Below are 18,826 nucleotides of genomic sequence, written 5' to 3'. Positions count from 1 at the left end.
CGGATGAACCAGCCGAATTTCACCAACACACCCCGCTTCACCCCGCAAGGCCTGATCCCGACCACCGAGCAGCGCGCCATCCAACTGGCGCAAAACAAGGTGGTGCTGGTCGACGCCAACGCCGGCGCCGCCAAGACCACCACGCTGGCCTTGCGCATCGGCGAGGCACTGGCGCGCAAACTGGCGCCGGAACAGATCCTGGCGCTGACCTTCACACCTGAAGCGCGCGACGTGCTGCGCCGCCGCCTGCTGGAGATCGGCGTCCCGGCGGCGCTGGTGGAGCGCGTCGCGGTGCTGAGCTTCGAGGATTTCTCGGCCTGGATGATGGACCTGGCCGACAATGACGAGGTGCGCCAGTGCCGCGATCCGCGCGCCCTGAAAGACTACGCGCTGCAAGCCATCGACCGCGCCGGCGAGCGCTATGCCGGCACGGTCGATGGCCTGGAGCTGCATACCCACAGCCTGGCGCTGGCGCAATTCCTGGAAGTGCAGCTGACGCTGAAAGCCACCATGGCGCTGGAAACCGATGTGGAATACATGGCGCCGGAAGAAGCTGCCGAAATTTTAGGCCTCACGCTGACCGACTACCTGACCACCATCGAATACGAAACCTTGCGCCTGGATGGCGGCGCCGGCGCGGTATTCCGTGGCCCATTCGACGCCACCTACGACCTGGCGTGCAATCTGCACACCAATGCCCGCCTGGCCGAGCAGTTGCCGGACTACCGGCTGGTGCTGTGCGACGAGCTGCACGACCTGAACGAGGCAGCTTTCCGCATCCTTGAGGCGCTGATCGACCGCCAGCAATGCTTCTTCGTCGGCGCCGGCGACAAGGACCAGGTCATCCACGCCAAACTGGGCGCCAGCGATGCTTACCTGACGCGCCGCTTTGCCGAGCGCTTCCCCAAGCTGGTCCGCTATCCGCTGACGCAGACCTGGCGCCATGGCCCGCATCTGGCCTATGCCATGGCCGAGTTCAAGCAAAAGCCGGTGGAATCCGGCCTGCCATTGCGTACCGAGATCCTGCAAGCCCACTATGACGACGCCGCCGGCTGCGCCGAACGCGCAGTGGCCGCCGTGCGCCAGTGGAAGGCCGACGGCCACAACTACGACGGCTGCGCCATCCTGATCCGCGACCGCCACCAGTCGATGGCCATCGAAAATGCGCTGATCGAGGCCGATATCGACTACCGCACGCCGCCCATGGCCGGCTATCTTCAGCGCGACGAGATCCTGTTCCTGCGCGGCCTGCTGGCGATCGCGCTCAAGGATTTCGCCGCCGTGAAGTCGGAACAGGTACGGGTCGCCATCGTGGATGCGCTGGTCGCCTTCAGCGAAATGAAATTCCATGCGCGCAGCATGGACAATTTCAAGCAGCAGATCCTGAAAAGCCCGGACCTGCTGGGCGAGCTGTTCCTGATCGACGATGAGCGCCGCGACGGCGTCGAGCCAGGCTACCGCGATGTCGCCAGCACCGGCACCAAGCGCGCCGTGATTGCCGCGCTGGCCTGGCTATCCGAGGTAGATCCGGCCACGCCGGCCGCCGCCGTGCTGACCGAACTGTGTGAGCGCGTGCAGCTGGCCGCAACGGCGCGGCGCATCTTTGTGCGCGCCTACGACGCCAGCGTCATCCACAAATCCATCGCCAGCCTGCTGGATGCGGCCACCGCTTCAAAGCAAAGCCTGCGCGAGTTCTGGAACGCGGTCAACGCGCGCGAAGCCTTCGTGCGCCGCAAGCGCGACCGCAAGTCGGTGCTGATCGAATGCGCCGGCAACGCCAAGGGCAAGGAGTTCGAGCACGTGATCCTGGCCTTCCTGGAAGACGGCGAATTCCCCCATCCGGCGCAGCCACGGCGCGAAGAAGAAAATTTGTTCTATGTGGCAGCAACCCGCGCCCGCGCACGCTTGACGCTGCTGTCGCCAGCCGACACGGCCAAGCGCAGCGGCTTTATCGCGCAGATGCGACTGCCTAAATCTTCAGCAGCCGCCGAAGCCGCCGTCGAGCGCAACCAGCGTGCGCCAGCGGCCGCGCCATCTACGCGTTACTACTTAACCGCCGGCTTCCAGGACAAGGACCACGTCAAGGCCCTGGGCGCAAAATTCGACATCGCCCGCCGTGCCTGGTACGTCGAAGGCGACATGGATTTGACGCCTTTTTTATCTTGGTTGAAAAAATAATGCAAGACACCAATATTTCAGAGGGAAACCCTTATATAATACCGCTCGCGGGCTGCGGAACAGCCTCACACCTAGCGTGTCCCCCACAAACAAAACCAATTCGGGAGTAATTTCGATGAAAGCTAAAACCAATATCCTGCTGGCAGCCTGCACCATCGCTCTGCTGAGCGCTTGCTCGACCCCAGCACCGACCCCAACCCCGGCACCAGCTCCAGCACCAGCTCCAGCTCCAGCACCAGCTCCGGTTGCAGCACCAGCACCAGCGCCTGCACCAGCACCGCTGCCAGCTTACCTGGACCCAAACAGCTCGATCTACAAAAACCGTAGCGTATTCTTCGACTTCGACAAGTACACCGTCAAGCCAGAATTCGACGCACTGGTTGCTGATCACGCCAAGTTCCTGTCGGCTAACCCGAACGTAGCGATCAAAGTCGAAGGCAACACCGATGACCGCGGCGGCGCAGAATACAACCTGGCCCTGGGCCAGAAGCGCGCACAAGCCCTGGCTACCGCCCTGAAAGCACAAGGCGTGAAAGAAGGCCAAGTGGAAGCCGTATCGTACGGTAAAGAGAAAGTCTCCGGCACCGACGACGCAGCCCGCGCGCACGACCGTCGCGACGACATCGTCTACCCAAGCAAGTAATTCAGTCGTATCAAACGCCCGGCAATGCCGGGCGTTTTTCATTGTGACTCTCTCTTTTGAGAGCGGTAAAAAACTGTAGTAGTCGTTATGCTGGAAGTTTCCATTCATCCCACACAGGCGAAGGAAGTTTCATGAAAAATCTCACTACTGCCGCCGGCGCTCCCGTCGTCGACAACCAAAACACCCAGACCGCAGGTCCACGCGGCCCGGTCCTGCTGCAAGATGTATGGCACCTGGAAAAGCTGGCCCACTTCGCGCGCGAAGTGATACCCGAGCGCCGCATGCACGCCAAAGGTTCCGGCGCCCACGGCACCTTCACCGTCACCCACGACATCACCCGATACACCAAGGCGGCGCTGTTCTCCGAGGTCGGCAAGAAGACCGATATCTTCATGCGCTTCTCCACCGTCGCCGGTGAACGCGGCGCGGCCGACGCCGAACGCGATATTCGCGGTTTCGCCGTCAAGTTCTACACCGAACAAGGCAATTGGGACGTGGTCGGCAATAACACGCCGGTGTTCTTCTTCCGCGACCCACTGAAATTCCCGGACCTGAACCACGTCGTCAAACGTGATCCGAAGACCAATCTGCGCAGTGCCGAGAACAATTGGGACTTCTGGACCCTGCTGCCGGAAGCGCTGCACCAGGTGACCATCGTCATGAGCGACCGCGGCATCCCGAAGGGCTACCGCCACATGCACGGCTTCGGCAGCCATACCTTCAGCTTCATCAACGCCGCCAATGAGCGCTTCTGGGTCAAGTTCCACTTCGTTTCGCAGCAAGGCATCGAGAACCTCAGCGACGCCGAAGCAACGGCGCTGGTAGGCGTTGATCGTGAAAGCTCGCAGCGCGACCTGTTCGATGCAATCGAAAACAAGGACTTCCCGTGCTGGAAACTGGCGGTGCAGATCATGCCGGAAGCCGATGCCTCCAAAGTGCCTTACCATCCGTTCGACCTGACCAAGGTCTGGCCGCATGGCGACTATCCACTGATCGACGTCGGCGTGCTGGAACTGAACCGCAACGCGGAAAACTACTTCGCCGAAGTCGAGCAATCGGCCTTCTCGCCCGCCAACGTGGTGCCCGGCGTCAGCTTCTCGCCGGACAAGATGCTGCAATCGCGGCTGTTCTCCTACGGCGACGCGGCGCGTTACCGCCTCGGCGTCAACCACCACCAGATCCCGGTGAATGCGCCGAAATGCCCATTCCACAGCTACCATCGCGACGGCGCCATGCGCGTGACGCCGAATGGCGGCGGCCAGACGCCGTATGAGCCGAACAGCCGTGGCGAGTGGCAGGAAAGCCCGCAGTTCAAGGAACCGCCGCTGACGCTGGAGGGCGCGGCCGACCACTGGAATCACCGCGTCGACACCGACTACTACTCGCAGCCCGGCAACCTGTTCCGCCTGCTGACCGCCGAGAAGAAGCAGCTGCTGTTTGAAAACACCGCGCGCGCCATCCACGGCGTGTCGAAGCCGGTGCAGCAGCGTCACATCGACAACTGCACCCAGGCCGATCCGGCCTACGGCGCCGGCGTTGCCGCCGCCATCGCGGCACTGGAAGGCAAGTAAGCTAGGGTACAATGGGGCGGCCTGATGTCTGACGCCGCTTCATTGTATCGATGCCGTTTATTCTTCTGATTCTTACGCTGCTCTGTCCCGCCGCTGCGCTTGCGCAGCACACCGCATGGTTGTGGGACGAAGCACGCCTGCCCGCATGGTCCACGCATGAAGCGGCGGTCCTGCAGCGGCATATCCTCCTCACTGGCGACGACATCCTGCTGCGGCCGCGCAAGCGCTGGCCCGCGCTGCCACCGGCGACACTGGTCACGCCGGTGCTGCATGTGGAAGTCAGCACCGTCAATCCTCCCACGCGCATCGAGCAAAGCCGCGCCATCATCATCAGCGCGCTGCTCGACGCCGCAGCCGCCAGCAGCTCCGGCTGGGTGCAGCTGGACATGGAGGCCAAGCCCTCGCAGCGCGTGTTTTACCGCTCCCTGGTGCAAGACATCCGCGCGGCCTTGCCGCCCCGGCTGAAACTCAGCGTCACCGCGCTGGCCTGGTGGTGCCGTTCGCCGGCATGGCTGGACGACCTGGCCGCCGACGAAGTGGTGCCGATGTTCTTCCGCATGGGCAAAGACAGCGCGGCCATGCGCGACATACTGGAACATTCACCGGCCACACTGCACGCCAGCTGCCGCGCGCGCAGCGCCGGCTTCTCGCCACAGGAAGCTTTCGCGCCGGCGGTCAACAAGCGCTATGCCAAAAACTACTGGTTCGACCGCTACGCGTGGAAACGCGACGGCGCGGACCTGCCGCCACTTTCAAGGAGTACACCATGAAGATCCGATTCCATCTCGCCCTTGCCGCTGCGGCCACGCTTGCATGCGTGAGCGCCGCACACGCCAGCGGCGGCGGGCCTTACGATCCCTACGTCAACCGCAGCGCACCGGATATCGCGCTGTCCCGCTACGACAGCGGAGAGCTGGGCGTGGTGATGAACAGCTACAACCGCCTCTATCTGTATTCGGCCTGGCGCAGCGTGATGCTTGGCGCGGACGCCGCAAAACAAGCGCCGACTGCGGAAGCAGGCCTGCTGCGCGCCATCGGCAATCGGCGCGGTGGCTGGGTGGATGCGTCCGAGGGCGCGGGCGGCTACAAGGAATGGGAGCTGGCAGTCAGCGCCGCCCTCAAACGACCGGTGCCAGTGGCCAGGCCGGGCAATAGCCTGGTCTACGGCTACATCAACTGCCCGCTGACCAGCTACAGCTTCGCTATCGAGACACTCAATACACTGGCCAAGCGTAGCGACGCGACGCCGGAACGGCTGGCTGCATGGGTAGGCTCGCAGCGGCAGGTGTTTAAAACCTGCGGCGACGATCCCGACTCCACGCGCAGCATCTACGAGCGGCCGAAGCCGGTGATTCCGCCACCGGTGGAACTGCCCGCGTCCGAAGCGCTGTATTGGCGCCAGATGCAGCAGTATCAAGTGGCGTCAGCAGCCTTCTACAGCGAAGACTACGCGCGTGCCGCCAAGCTGTTTGCCGCCATCGGCGCGACCGACAAGCATCCACTGCGTGGCTGGGGCGAGTATCTGAGCCTGCGCGCGCAGGCCCGCGCGGCGGTCTACATGCCGGAGGAGCAGCGCTGGAAGGAAGCCCAGGCGATCCGCGCCGAAGAGCCGGAAGCGGCGGCGGCCAGGCAGGCGACGCAGCAGAAAAAACTGGCGGGTATCCAGGCCAGCATCGCGCACATCCTGGCCGATCCCGCGCTGGCGCCGCTGCACGAAGCCTCGCGCGCCATCGGCCGTTCGATGCAGGTCTACCTCACCCCGGCTTTGCGTTTTGCGGAATTGAGCAAGCTGCTTGATGACCCGCGCGCCAATCCGTACACCGACGACCACCTTGGTGACTGGCGCGTGCTGGCCGACGATCTGCTGCACGCGCCGGTGCGCAGCGATGTGCGCAACAGCGCTGATTTCGTCGACTGGATCGTCACCGTACAGCAAGGCGATCAGGCGCATGCGCTGGCGCAGTGGCAGCGCTATGTCAAACAGGGCAGCAAGCCGCAAGCGCGCGTCTGGCTGATGGCAAGCGCCCTGCTCTCTGCGAAGCTGACGCCCGAGCAGGAGCAAGCCGCGCTGCAAGCGCCGGCCAGCGCACCTGAATATCTGACGCTGCGCCGGGCGCTGGTGCGTCACAATCGCCTGGCCGGTCGCGCCGACAAAGCACGCGCATTGAGCGACGCCGTGCTGGCCAGCCCAGTGCTGTCCAGCACCCAATCCAGCAGCGCGCGCAACCTGTTCCTGCAGGAGCGCTTTGCAGTCGCTACCTCGCCTGCCGATGCGGCCAAATACCTGCTGCGCACCCAGGCCATCGACCTGGATGCCGATACCGGCGAACTGGCGAAGAACCGCATCGCCAATGTCGATATCGCAGCCGACGGCCAGCGCTGGCTGAACAGCGGCCTGTCCGCCGCAGACTTGCTCAGTGTAGCCACGCAGTCCGAACTGCCGGCGGCATGGCGCGCGCGTATCGCCAGCGCCGCGTGGATGCGCTTCGACCTGCTGGGCCAGCAGGAAGCGGCGCTGTCGGCCTCAAATCAGGTAGAGAAAATGGCGCCGGCATTGGCGAGTGCCGCAGCACAGTACCGCAAACTAGCCACCGCGCCAGAGCGCCATCACACGCTGATGGTCAGCGCGCTGAACTACGGCATGTCGCCGGTGTTTCAGAGCTATGCGCTGGCAGACCAGCCACGCGGCCAGGAAGAAACCCGCGCCGATATGTGGTGCAAAATGCCGTCCAAAGCTGGCGCGGGCTACATGGAAAACACTGATGCGGAAGATTCGCTGCCGATGCCGGAACTGGGCAACACCGCCGTGCGCGACAAGGAACTGGCGCAGCTTGGCGCGCTGAAAACCGCCACCGGCTACATCGGCGACGCGGTGATGGCGCGCGCCAAGGCGCAACCCAACGATCCGATGCTGCCCTGGCTGCTGTACGTCACCGTGCAATCCACACGCGGCGGTTGCCTGGACGCGGATGCAAAGACACTGTCCCGCAACGCCTTCTCGCTGCTGCACAAGCGCTACGGCAAAACCGAGTGGGCAAGCAAGACGCCTTATTTCTATTGAGCCGCCTCAAATGCTACGATGACGATCGGAAGCAAAATGTTTTTCCGCCGGATCTGCCCTGCTCCATCGACCAATTGCTGGACGCCGAGTTTATGCCGTAGCCATCACACCCGAGCGTTGCAGCAGCATTTCGCAGCGCTTGGACAGGTGCAGCACCTGCAGCGTCTTACCGGCTTTTGCGTAACGCTCGCTCAGCACGGCCACCGCCACCACGGCGGAGTGATCGACCAGGCGCAGGTGGCGGCAATCCAGCACCACCTGTTGCGGATCATCTGACAAATCGAACAACGCATTGAAATGCGCTATCGACGCGAAGAACAGCGTGCCATGCGGCGTATAGGTTTTGACGCCACCGGTGCTGCTCACCTCGGCGCGAATATCGCGTGCGTGGCGCCAGGCGAAGCTCAGCGCAGCGATGATAATCCCGCACAGCACCGCCATCGCCAGATCGGTGGCCACGGTAATTGCGGTCACCGCGACGATCAGCAGCGCGTCATGGCGCGGCACCTTGCCCAGTACACGCAGCGAGCCCCAGGCAAAGGTTTCCTGCGCTACCACGAACATCACGCCAACCAGCGCCGCCAGCGGAATCCGCTCGATCAACGGCGACAGGAACAGGATAAACAGCAGTATCATCACGCCCGCCACTGCACCGGACACGCGCGTCCGGCCGCCGGAGCTCAGGTTGATCATGGTCTGGCCGATCATCGCGCAACCGCCCATGCCGCCGAACAGGCCGGAAGTGACATTGGCGACGCCCAGTGCCACGCACTCGCGATTCGGCAGGCCGCGCGTTTCGGTGATCTCGTCGGTCAGGTTGAAGGTCAGCAGGGTTTCCAGCAGGCCTACCATCGCCATCAGGAAGGCATATGGCAGCACGATACGCAGCGTCTCCATCGTCAGCGGCACCTCGGGCAAAGCGAAGGATGGCAGACCGCCGGCGATATGCGCCATGTCACCCAGCGTGCGCACCGGCAGATGCAAGATAGCCGACAACACGCCGACGCCGACGATGGCGACCAGCGCCGGCGGCAAGGCCTTGGTTAGACGCGGCAGCACATAGACAATCGCCATGGTCAGCAGCACCAGGCCGCACATCCAGGCCATGGCGACGCCTTGCAGCCAGCCGCCATCCACCTTGAAATGTTGTAATTGCGACCATGCGATGACAATCGCCAGGCCGTTGACAAAGCCCAGCATCACCGGATGCGGCACCATGGTCACCAGTTTGCCGAGCCGCAGTAGACCAAACAGCAGCATGATCAGGCCGCTCAACACCACCGTGGCCAAGAAATATTGCAGGCCGTGCTGGGCAACCAGGGCCACGATCACCACTGCCATCGAGCCAGCTGCACCAGAAATCATGCCTGGACGGCCGCCGAAAATTGCCGTGATCGTGCAAATAAAGAACGCGCCATACAGGCCGACCAGCGGATTGAGGTGTGCAACCAGTGCAAAAGCGATGCACTCAGGCACCAGCGCAAAGGACGTGGTCAAGCCCGCCAGCGCGTTTTTTGAGAAATTCATGAGGGGGAAAGCCGGAAAGAGTCGGGACGAAAAAGCAACAGCCCGGTCATTTTACACGGTTGACGGGGTTTACTCATCGTTATGGGTGAACTGGCGCACATTCAAAACCGGCGTGGCGAAGGCACAATGGCAACGCATCTTCGATTAACTTGCCAGTCAAACTACGCCATGACTACTCTGATCTCCGCCAGCTACGCCCTGCAACGCCAGAAACTCGCCGTGGAAAGAACGCTGTACGCGCGTTCGGCGGAAGAATCCCAGCTGGCGGCGCGCTGGGCCAGCGCCTGGCATAAACTGGTGCAACGCAAACTGGACCAGGACCTGGCGTCGCGTCTGCCGGCGCGGGTGGATTTTGGTGGTTTCCTGATTAATCCGCCGTCGCGCGTCCTGCACTAACTTCCTCTTCTATTATTACGCTGCGTAACGTTGCTGGGCCGATGCCGTGTGATTGACGCGGCCTTGGTAGCAGCTGCCTGCGCGGCGCTCCATGCTATCCCGATCCAGCACGGTCACCAGGCCGCGGCGGTAGGTAATCAGGCCTTCCTGAGCCAGCTTGCCGGCCGCGCCGGTGATGCTTTCGCGGCGCACACCCAGCATATTGGCGATCATCTCCTGGGTCACTTTCAGCTCATTGGACAGCGAACGGTCCAGGCGTTCCAGCAGCCAGCGGCACAGTTTCTGCTCGATGCTGGTATGACGGCTGCCGGCCACGCTTTGCGCCAACTGGGCGAACATCATGCTGGTGTAGCGCATCAGTTGCTGGGCCAGAGGACCACCGGCGTAGAACACTTCGCGCAGCATCGAGGTTTTCAGGCGATAGCCATAGCCGGCGGTTTGCACCACGGCGGCGTAGCTGGCGCGCTCGGTAGGCAGCAGCGCGACACCGACCACGCCTTCGCGGCCGACAACGGCGATTTCGGTGGTCGCGCCGTCTTCCATCACATATTGCAGCGAGACGATGGCGTTGGTCGGGAAGTAGGTGTATTCAACGGTATCGCCGTAATCAAACAGATGCTTACCTTCTGGCAACGTCACCAATTCCAGGTCGCCAAACAGGGCGAGCAGATCATCACGCGACAATGCGCGCAGCAAATCATTCTGTTGCGCGCCGATCAGGCTGACGGTCTGTTGGGTAGCTGGGGCGGTATGGATTGCGTTCATGGTGTGCCTCTATAAGTGTCTGTCTGGTTGATGTAGACACTATAGCCATCGGCCTAAGCCAGCGGTATAGGACCACTTTGTAGTCCTATGTAGGCAGCGAACATTGCAAAATGTCATCTTAGTCCTACGTCCTAATCCGGGGTCAGTAGGCGAGGCGGAGTTGCAGGTAGGCGGTGCGGGGGGCGCCGACCATGCGGCCGGCGTTGCCGTCGACGTTGCGGGTGTAGTAGCGCTTGTCGGCGATGTTGTTGACGCCGGCCGCGACTTCGTAGGACGGCTGCTTCCACGACAGCTGCGCATTCCACAGGCGGAAGCCCGGTATCATGCCGGCGCCGCCGCTGGCCGCCTCCGCCACCGTGTTGGCGGTGTCGGAGTATTGCTTGGTCTGGTGGGTGCTGGACAGGTTGGCCGTCCACGCGCCAACGCGGTAGCGCGCGCCGACCGTGTCGGTGTTGCGCGAGTAGAACGGCACGTCCAGACCCGCCGTCGCGCCCGAGTCCTGGATCGCCTTGGTGTAGGTGTAGTTGGCGTAGAGGTTCAGCCCGGCCAGCGCGCTGGCATCGTCAAAGCTGTAGTCCAGCGCGGTTTCCAGGCCGTCGTGCTTGGTCGCGCCGATGTTCTGGAAGGTCGCCGGCGTGATGCCCGGCACTTGCGCGATCTGGTTGTCGAACTTCAGCTGGAAGGCGGTGACTTCTGCACTGACCGAGCCGGACTTCCAGCGCGCGCCCAGCTCCGCCGTTTTCGCCAGCTCCGGCTTCAGCGGATTGGTCGGCGTCTGCGAGTTCAGCTGGGTATTCTGCACCGCGCCAAACGAGGTGGTGTAGTTGACGAACACTGTCAGCGCGCGGTTGACCAGGTAGGCCACGTTCAGCGAAGGCAGCGCCTTGTTGTTGTCGCTTTCGAAGCGCGATTTGCCGGCGATGTCGTCGCGCGTCGAGCTGATTTTCTCGTAGCGCACGCCCGGCGTGATGCGCCAATGGCCCAGCGCGATGCGGTCGTCGATGTAGGCCGCGTGCGCATCGGTGCTGTTGAGGAAGCTGGTGGTCGCGCCATTCACGCCGGTTGATACGGTCTGGATGTAGCTGTTGTCGTCGCCGCGCTCGCGCAGGAAACGGTAGCCGAAGGTGACGTCATGCGTCAGGCCGCCAGTGCTGAAGCGCTGCGTGTAGCGCGGCTCCACGCCCAGCGTTTTGTAGTTGCGCGGCTGCCAGGTGATCTGGGTCCGGGCAGCATTGATCAGGGCGCTCTGGCGGAAGCTTTCGTTGTAGTAGGCCTTGACTTCAAATTCCTGCGTGGCCGAGATGGTGTTCAGGTAGCCGATGTCCGCGCCTTTGCGGTCGCCGCTCCAGAAGTCGCTTGGACGGGTGTTCTGGAACGGGTTGGCGTTGTATTGCGCCACCGTCAGGCCGCCCGGCGTTTGCGATTTGACGTCGTAGTACGAGACTTTGCCGTATACCTCGCTGTGGCTGTTCAGCGGGTAGCGCCATTTCAGCGCGACGTCGTTGACTTTCTCGTCGCTGCCCACGCGCCATTCCTGCCCTTCCATGCCCGAGTACATCAGCGCCAGGCCGAAGCCGTTGCTGGCGGTGCCGCCGGCAAACGCGCTGTACTGGCGGTTGGCGCCGCCTTCGCCGAAGTCGTTATAGCGCACGCTGGCGTCGCCGTGGATGCCCTCGCCTTCCGGAATCGCACGGCTGCGGAAGTTGATGATGCCGCCGACGTTTTGCGGACCGTAGCGCACCGCGCCGCCGCCACGCACGACGTCGATCGACTCCACATTGTTCAGGCTTACCGGTGCGAACGACAGCTGCGGCTGGCCATACGGCGCCACCGCCAGCGGAATGCCGTCCAGCAGCACGGTCGAGCGCGGCGAATAGCGGCCGGTCAGGCCGCGGATGCCGATGTTCAGCGAGATGGCGCTGCCGGCAGTGCCGGAGTTATCGGTCGATTGCACGCCCGGAATCCGGCGCAGCACGTCGCCGATATTGGCGGCGCCGCTTTCTTCAATCGCTTCCTTGCCGATAACGGTGCGGGCCCCGGCAAAGTTTTTGACGCTGTTTTGCAAGCCGGAGCCCAGCCAGCTGCCAGATACCTGGATCGATTCCATCGGCGTGTCGTCGGTTTGCTGGGCGTGCAGCGCGGTTGGCGCCATCAGCAGGGCAACCGCGCCAGCCAGCGCGGTCAGTTTGAATGGAGCGAGTGTCGAGAAGTACGTGGTCATGTGATGATAGTTATTATAGATTAATAACTTTGAATGATAACACTTCTCATTCTCAATTTCCAGATGGGTTTGCGGCGAGCCAAGCGGATTAAACATTCATATGTTATACTTCTTTTTTGATTCCACCCACAACCGACAGAAAAAACCATGCTTAGCACCGAACACAAAGCCATTATTACCGCCACCGTTCCATTGCTTGAACAAGGCGGCGAAGCCCTGACCCGCCATTTCTACAAATCCATGTTCCGCGATTCGCCGCACGTCACGCCGCTGTTCAATCAGGCCAATCAACACGAAGGCACGCAGCAGCGCGCACTGGCCAACGCGGTCCTGATGTACGCAAAAAATATCGAGAAGCTGGAGAATCTGGGCCCGCTGGTCAACACCATCATTAACAAGCACGTATCGCTGCAGATTCAACCGGAGCACTATCCGGTGGTTGGCGCCGCGCTGCTGAAAGCGATCCGCGAAGTGCTGGGCGAAGAAATCGCCACCGACGCGGTGATCGACGCCTGGGGTGCAGCCTACGGCCAACTGGCCGATATCCTGATCGGCGCGGAAGAAAACATCTATCAGGAAAACCAGCAGGCCGAAGGCGGCTGGCGCGGTGGCCGCGCATTCAAGGTCGCGTCGAAGACCGTGGAAAGCGATGAAATCACCTCCTTCGTGCTGGCGCCGGCCGATGGCGGCAAGATCGCGCTGCACAAGCCCGGCCAGTACATCGGCATCAATGTCGATGTCAGCGGCAACCCCCAGCGCCGTCAGTACTCTCTGTCCGCCGTGGCGAACGGACAGACCTACCGCATCAGCGTCAAGCGCGAACCGGGCGGCCTGGTGTCGAACTTCCTGCACGATCAGGTGCGGGTGGGCGACAGCATCGAGGTGTTCCCGCCTTCCGGCGAGTTTGTGCTGACCGATAACGACAAGCCGCTGGTGCTGATCAGCGGCGGCGTCGGCATCACGCCAACGCTGGCGATGCTGACCGAAGCGCTGACCAGCAACCGCCCGGTGCACTTCATCCACGCGGCGCGCCACGCCGGAGTGCACGCCTTCCGCGATCACATCGACGCACTGGCCGACCAGCACCCGCAGCTGCAACGCTTCTACTGCTACGAGAAGGCCGACGCGCAGGACACGCGCGCGCACGCGACTGGGTATCTGAATCCTGAGCAGTTGAGCAAGTGGATGCCGCAGACGCGCGACGTGGAAGCTTACTTCCTCGGACCGACACCGTTCATGAAGGCGATCAAGTCGCACCTGGCGGAGCTGGGCGTGCCGCAGTCGCAGACCTACTATGAGTTCTTCGGCCCGGCGGAAGCGCTGGCCTGATGCGGTTTTCAACTAAGTAAAGCCGGATATCTTCGTGTACCAAGTCGGGTGTGGATGTAATACTTTCCGTATTCACGCCTGACTTTGGGAAAACATGAAGCGCAGAACTCTGTTGAAACTGGCGGCCGGCAGCGCCGCCCTCTCCGGCCTGGCTCCCGTATCGCTGGTGGTCGCGGCGCCGCTCAAGGAACTGCGGCTGGACTACGCTTACTATTCGCCGGCAAGCCTGGTGCTGAAGCGCTTCGGCTGGCTGGAAGATGAATTCAAGGCCGACGGCGTGCAGGTCCGCTGGGTGCTCAGCGCCGGCAGCAACCGCGCGCTGGAGTACCTGAACGCCAACAGCATCGATATCGGTTCGTCCGCCGGCCTGGCGGCGCTGCTGGCCAAGGCCAACGGCAATCCGATCAAGACGCCGTATATTTTCTCGCGTCCCGAATGGACTGCGCTGGTGGTGGGCAAGGATTCCAACATCCGCAGCATCGCTGACCTGAAGGGCAAGAAGGTGGCCGCAACCAAGGGCACCGACCCCTATCTGTTCCTGCTGCGCGCCTTGCAGACGGCAGGCTTGAAGCGCAGCGATATTGAACACGTCAGCCTGCAACACGCCGATGGCCGCGCCGCGCTGGAACAAGGCAAGGTGGATGCCTGGGCCGGGCTTGATCCGCACATGGCGGCCAGCGAGCTGGAAAACGGCTCGAAACTCATCTACCGTAACGTCGCCTTCAACACCTATGGCTTCCTCAACGTGCGCGAGGACTTCCTGGCCACCCGCCCCGCCGAAGTGGCGCGCGTGATCAAGGCTTATGAGAAGGCGCGCGCCTGGATACGGGCCCATCCTTCCGAAGCGGCGAAAATCCTGTCTGAAGAGGCCAAGGTGTCGCTGCCTGTGGCGCTATTGCAAGTGAAGCTGCGCAGCGATTTCAGTAATCCGCAGCCGGGCAGCGAGCATGTCAAGGCCTTGCAGGTGGCAGCCCCTATCCTGAAGGATGAAGCGCTGGTCAAGCGCGATACCGATCTGAATCGCGCCATTGCGGAACTGATCGATACCCGCTTCGCGCAGCAGTACATCGCGCGGGCCTAGGAGTCCTCGCCATGAGCAGTCAGTTGGCCGCATCGTCATCGCCCGCCTTGCCGGCAAACCTGCACGCTGCGGAAAGCGCGGCGCCGGCGAGCCCGCGACCGCCAGCAGGCCGGCATTGGCGGCGCGCCTTACTCGGTTTGCTGCTGCCGGTAACGGCACTGGCGGCGCTAGAGCTGGCGGTGCGCGCCGGACTGATTCCGGCCAATCTGCTGCCCGCCCCGTCACAGATTATCGACACGCTGCGCGACCTGGGCGCACAAGGACTGCCAGGCCACATCGGCGCCAGCACGGCGCGGGTGGCGCTGGGCTTCACCGCTGGCGCGGCGCTGGCAGTGTTGCTGGGTGCGGCGGTCGGCTTGAGCCGCCATGCCGAAGCGCTGCTGGATCCGACTTTCCAGGCGCTGCGCGCCATTCCTTCGCTGGCGTGGGTGCCGCTATTGCTACTCTGGCTGGGCATTGATGAAGCGCCGAAGATCGTGCTGATCGCGATCGGCGCCTTCTTCCCGGTCTACATGGGCGTGGCGTCCGGCATACGCGGCGTGGACCGCAAGCTGATCGAGGTGGCGCGGCTATACCGATTATCCAGTGTCGCGCTGACCAGGCGCGTGCTGCTGCCGGCCGCGCTGCCTGCCATCCTTACCGGTTTGCGCAATGGCCTTAGTCTGGCCTGGATGTTCATGGTGGCGGCGGAGCTGATCGCCGCCAGCCGGGGTCTCGGCTATCTCTTATCGGACGGACGCGAAACCAGCCGCGCCGATATCGTACTGGCGGCAATCGCGCTGCTGGCCATCCTCGGCAAGATCAGCGACAGCCTGATGGCTGCCATCGAAAAACGCAGCCTGGCATGGCGCGACAGCTACGCATGAGCATCGCCATCGACATCCACGTCAGGGAAAAACGCTACGGCACACGCCTTGTCCTGCGCGATCTGCGCCTGCAATTGCAGGAAGGCGAAATCGTCAGCCTGATCGGCGCCAGCGGCTGCGGCAAAAGCAGCCTGCTGTCGATTGCCTCGGGACTGGACCGGGATTTCAGCGGTGAGGTCAAACTGGATGGCAAGCCATTGCATGGCGTCAGCCGCGATATCGGCGTTATCTTCCAGGAGCCACGCCTGTTTCCATGGCTGAGCGTCGCGGAAAACGTCGCCTTCGACAGCGGCAACGCGCTGTCTACGCAACGGCTGGTCACACGACTGCTGTCCGAAGTCGGCTTGCAGGATCACGCCGCAGCACTGCCGAAACAGCTGTCCGGCGGACAGGCGCAGCGCGCCGCCATCGCGCGCGGACTGTTCACGCAACCGCGCGTGCTGCTGCTGGACGAACCCTTTTCCGCCGTTGACGCCTTCACCCGCATGAAGCTGCAGGACCTGCTGCTCAAAGTCGCCTACGAACACAAGCTCACTGTGCTGCTGGTCACGCACGATATCGACGAGGCGCTCTACCTGAGCGACCGCGTGGTGCTTCTGGACGGTGGGCTGACCGAATTCCATCCCGGCCCGGCGCCGCGCCAGCGTGGCGACATCGAAGCCGCCCAGCTGAAAGCGTCCATCCTGCAAAGCCTGCACGTCTGAGCGCAACTACTGCAAACCGTATTTGATACGTATCCGGCTCACGCTGCCATCCTTCTGCATGCCGGCGATGGTTGCATTCAGCTTGCGCAGAAAGCGTACGTCCACCGTGCCCTTGTTAAACATCAGGTAGCCGCCGGTGGTCTCCAGCGGCTTGCCTGCGACACGCGCGCTGCGCGCCGCGCCAAGCCGCCGCAAGGTGGCCCATCCAACCTCACGGCCGCTGACCACCACGTCTATCCGGCCCGCCAGCAGTTTGCGGAAACTGGATTCGTCGCGCGACACAGATTCTATGCGGGCAAACACGCCTTTTGCCGCCGCCTGATCAAACACATCGCCATAGGACGCGCCGCGCACCACCCCAACCACCCGGCCGGCCAGCACCCGTAAATCACCATTGAAGCGTATCGACGAATCCTTGCGCACGAACAGCATCGTCTCCTGCGTGAACAAGGGGCGGCTGGAAAAAGCGTATTGCGCCATTCTTTCCGGCGTCTTTTTAACAGTGAAGATGCCATCGGCCTGACCGCTGTCGAACATCGCCAAAGAACGCGCCAGCGGATAGAGCTGCAACCGCGCGCCGATTTGCATCCGCGCGAAGATTTCTCTGACCATCTCCACTGCCGCGCCTTGCGCTGCGCCATCCGCGCGGGCCTCGACAAACGGCGGCAGATCGAAACTCAGCAACCGCAATGGTTCAGCCGGGGCGGCCATGCCGCCTGCCGGCCATCCGAGTGCGCAGCATAGTAGCGCAGCGCGCAGAAAACCAGATCGCATCAATTCAACAGCTTGAGCGATTGCAGGCGCTGCGCGGCCAGCAGCGTCGCTTCCACCCTGAAGCGCGCGACGGTGGCGCGCAGTCCTTCGGCTTGTCCGGCCAAGGCGTGCGCCGCCGCTGTCGCCTGTTCGACCAGAGCGGCGTTTTGCTGCGTCACGTCGTCCATGCTGATAATGGCCGCATTGACCTGCTCCACGCCGGAACGCTGCTCCACCGACGCCGCCACCACTTCGCGCATGATGCCGTTGACGCGGCCGATTGCACCGGAGATGTCGCTCATCGCGCGTCCGGCCTCGGTCACCGCCGCCGAGCCGCTGTCGATGTCGGACACCGATCCCATGATCAGCTGGCGTATCTCCTGCGACGCCACGGTGCAGCGCTGCGCCAGCGCGCGCACTTCGCTGGCGACTACGGCAAAGCCACGCCCCTGCTCACCCGCGCGCGCGGCTTCCACCGCCGCATTCAGCGCCAGGATATTGGTTTGAAACGCGATGCCTTCGATCGTGCCGATCACCTCGGTCATGCGTGCGCTGCCGTCGGAGACCTTGTCCATCGCCGAGATCACGCGCTCCACCACTTCGCCACCGGCGGCAGCCGACTGCAACGCTGTCTCGGCCAGCCCTTGCCCCTGCATGGCGTTCTGGCTGTTGTTGCCGATGGTCGCGGTGATCTCCTCCATGCTGGCGGCGGTTTCTTCCAGCGACGACGCCTGCTCCTCGGTGCGCCGCGACAGGTCGCTATTGCCCACTGCGATTTCGGTGGCGGCATTGGCGATGGCGTCGGCCGAACCTTTGATCTCCGCCACCATGCGGTTCAGGCTTGAGCGCATCTGCTCCAGCGCCACGATCAGGCTATCCTTGTCGAGATGCGCGGTGTCCACCGAATGCGCCAGATTGCCGCCGGCGATTTCACGCGCAATCGCCTGCGCCTCGGCCGGGTCGCCGCCAAGCTGCTTCATGACGCCGCGCGTCAGCAGATAGCTCACGAGCACGCTCAGCAACAGCGAAATCAGCGACAGCACCGAGATGGTCGAATAAGCCGCCTCCGCGCTGCCTTTGGCGGCGACGCCGGCTTGCTGATTGAGTTCGATCTCCTTGGCCTTCAAGGCTTGCGCGCCATCCGCCCAGGCACGCTGCAGTGGGCGCAATTTGTTGATGGCCAGGCTGGTCGCCAGTTCGCGCTGGTTATTGACACCGGCCTCCAGCACCTCGTTAAACACCGGCAGCGCCGCATTCTCGTAGTCGCGCAGGCTGGCGAACAGGCGCTTTTCCTCTGCGGTGGTGGTGATTTCATCGTCAAACATCTTGCCCAGTTTGGCGTAGGTTTCGCGGTACACGTTTTCCTGGCGCTTGATGCGCTCTACCTCCGGCGCCACCAGGGCCGGATCGGCCAGCAGGATGACGTTGCGGACCGCCAGCATGCGGTCCTGGATCGATGCTTGCAATTCGTTCGCGTACAGCATCTGGGGATTATTGAGATCGAGAATCTCACTGATATTCCGGTCCACCGCCCGAACGCCCAGCATGCCGGCGCCGCCGATCAGCAACGACAGCCCCATCAGCAATCCCAGGCTGAGCATCAAGCGCTGTTTTAACTTCAATTTCATGCGTTCTCCTCAAGTAAACTATACTGCACGTATAGTACACCATTACTTTTGGGAAAGGTTAATTGTGATATATCTACCACTAGTCAAAAATTTGGTAGCAAAT

At 62.7% G+C, this 18,826-nt stretch carries 15 protein-coding genes; 10 read left to right on the top strand and 5 right to left on the bottom strand.

The window, feature by feature from the left end; genetic code table 11:
- Positions 1–3 precede the first annotated feature (3 nt).
- The 5 genes from KW842_RS02145 to KW842_RS02125 all read left to right on the top strand — a co-directional run bounded on the left by KW842_RS02145 (position 4) and on the right by KW842_RS02125 (position 7,453).
- Positions 4–2,178 carry a 3'-5' exonuclease gene (locus KW842_RS02145; RefSeq protein ID WP_218302438.1) on the top strand — a complete coding sequence of 725 codons (2,175 nt, stop codon included), beginning with the start codon at positions 4–6 and terminating at the stop codon, positions 2,176–2,178.
- 115 nt (positions 2,179–2,293) lie between these two features.
- Positions 2,294–2,821, top strand: a complete 528-nt coding sequence (locus KW842_RS02140) for an OmpA family protein (protein ID WP_218302437.1) — start codon at positions 2,294–2,296, stop codon at positions 2,819–2,821.
- A 131-nt stretch (positions 2,822–2,952) separates the two neighbouring features.
- A complete protein-coding gene (locus KW842_RS02135) occupies positions 2,953–4,392 on the top strand; it encodes a catalase (RefSeq protein ID WP_218302436.1) in 1,440 nt (479 codons plus the stop codon).
- A gap of 50 nt (positions 4,393–4,442) precedes the next feature.
- Positions 4,443–5,162 carry a DUF3142 domain-containing protein gene (locus KW842_RS02130; RefSeq protein WP_218302435.1) on the top strand — a complete coding sequence of 240 codons (720 nt, stop codon included), beginning with the start codon at positions 4,443–4,445 and terminating at the stop codon, positions 5,160–5,162.
- Positions 5,159–7,453 carry a hypothetical protein gene (locus KW842_RS02125; RefSeq protein WP_218302434.1) on the top strand — a complete coding sequence of 765 codons (2,295 nt, stop codon included), beginning with the start codon at positions 5,159–5,161 and terminating at the stop codon, positions 7,451–7,453. The genes KW842_RS02130 and KW842_RS02125 overlap by 4 nt, the downstream gene beginning before the upstream one ends.
- A 90-nt stretch (positions 7,454–7,543) precedes the next feature.
- On the opposite strand, the gene KW842_RS02120 is transcribed toward KW842_RS02125, so the two are convergent.
- Entirely contained in the window at positions 7,544–8,980 is a 1,437-nt protein-coding gene (locus KW842_RS02120; protein WP_218302433.1) for a SulP family inorganic anion transporter, read from the bottom strand.
- Positions 8,981–9,148: 168 nt separating this feature from the next.
- On the opposite strand from KW842_RS02120, the gene KW842_RS02115 reads away from it, so the two are divergent.
- Positions 9,149–9,376: a hypothetical protein gene (locus tag KW842_RS02115; RefSeq protein WP_218302432.1), complete on the top strand. Its 228-nt coding sequence runs from the start codon at positions 9,149–9,151 to the stop codon at positions 9,374–9,376.
- A gap of 15 nt (positions 9,377–9,391) precedes the next feature.
- Here the strand turns inward: KW842_RS02115 and KW842_RS02110 are convergent, their stop codons facing one another.
- Together KW842_RS02110 and KW842_RS02105 are read right to left on the bottom strand one after the other, a co-directional pair.
- The gene (locus tag KW842_RS02110; protein WP_218302431.1) at positions 9,392–10,141 is read right to left on the bottom strand and encodes a Crp/Fnr family transcriptional regulator; all 750 of its coding nucleotides are present in this window, start codon (positions 10,139–10,141) and stop codon (positions 9,392–9,394) included.
- Between the two features lie 142 nt (positions 10,142–10,283).
- Complete coding sequence (locus KW842_RS02105) at positions 10,284–12,362, bottom strand: TonB-dependent siderophore receptor (RefSeq protein WP_218302430.1); 2,079 nt, start codon at positions 12,360–12,362, stop codon at positions 10,284–10,286.
- Between the two features lie 147 nt (positions 12,363–12,509).
- Between KW842_RS02105 and hmpA the strand changes: the two genes are divergently transcribed.
- From hmpA to KW842_RS02085, 4 genes are all read left to right on the top strand, one after another.
- On the top strand, positions 12,510–13,691 hold the full coding sequence (gene hmpA, locus KW842_RS02100; protein WP_218302429.1) for an NO-inducible flavohemoprotein: 1,182 nt from the start codon (positions 12,510–12,512) through the stop codon (positions 13,689–13,691).
- 94 nt (positions 13,692–13,785) lie between these two features.
- Positions 13,786–14,772: an aliphatic sulfonate ABC transporter substrate-binding protein gene (locus tag KW842_RS02095; RefSeq protein ID WP_218302428.1), complete on the top strand. Its 987-nt coding sequence runs from the start codon at positions 13,786–13,788 to the stop codon at positions 14,770–14,772.
- An 11-nt stretch (positions 14,773–14,783) separates the two neighbouring features.
- Entirely contained in the window at positions 14,784–15,638 is an 855-nt protein-coding gene (locus tag KW842_RS02090; protein WP_218302427.1) for an ABC transporter permease, read from the top strand.
- A complete protein-coding gene (locus KW842_RS02085; RefSeq protein WP_229223438.1) occupies positions 15,617–16,342 on the top strand; it encodes an ABC transporter ATP-binding protein in 726 nt (241 codons plus the stop codon). The genes KW842_RS02090 and KW842_RS02085 overlap by 22 nt, the downstream gene beginning before the upstream one ends.
- 6 nt (positions 16,343–16,348) lie before the next feature.
- On the opposite strand, the gene KW842_RS02080 is transcribed toward KW842_RS02085, so the two are convergent.
- Both KW842_RS02080 and KW842_RS02075 read right to left on the bottom strand, forming a co-directional pair.
- A complete protein-coding gene (locus KW842_RS02080) occupies positions 16,349–17,053 on the bottom strand; it encodes an ABC transporter substrate-binding protein (RefSeq protein WP_218302426.1) in 705 nt (234 codons plus the stop codon).
- Positions 17,054–17,115: 62 nt separating this feature from the next.
- Positions 17,116–18,723: a methyl-accepting chemotaxis protein gene (locus KW842_RS02075; protein WP_218302425.1), complete on the bottom strand. Its 1,608-nt coding sequence runs from the start codon at positions 18,721–18,723 to the stop codon at positions 17,116–17,118.
- Positions 18,724–18,826: the final 103 nt, after the last annotated feature.

It is taken from the genome of Duganella sp. sic0402, from assembly GCF_019219065.1.
Lineage (GTDB): Bacteria > Pseudomonadota > Gammaproteobacteria > Burkholderiales > Burkholderiaceae_D > Rugamonas.
The sequence above is the reverse complement of the archived record's forward strand: the minus strand, read 5'-3'. Positions and strand labels throughout refer to the sequence as shown.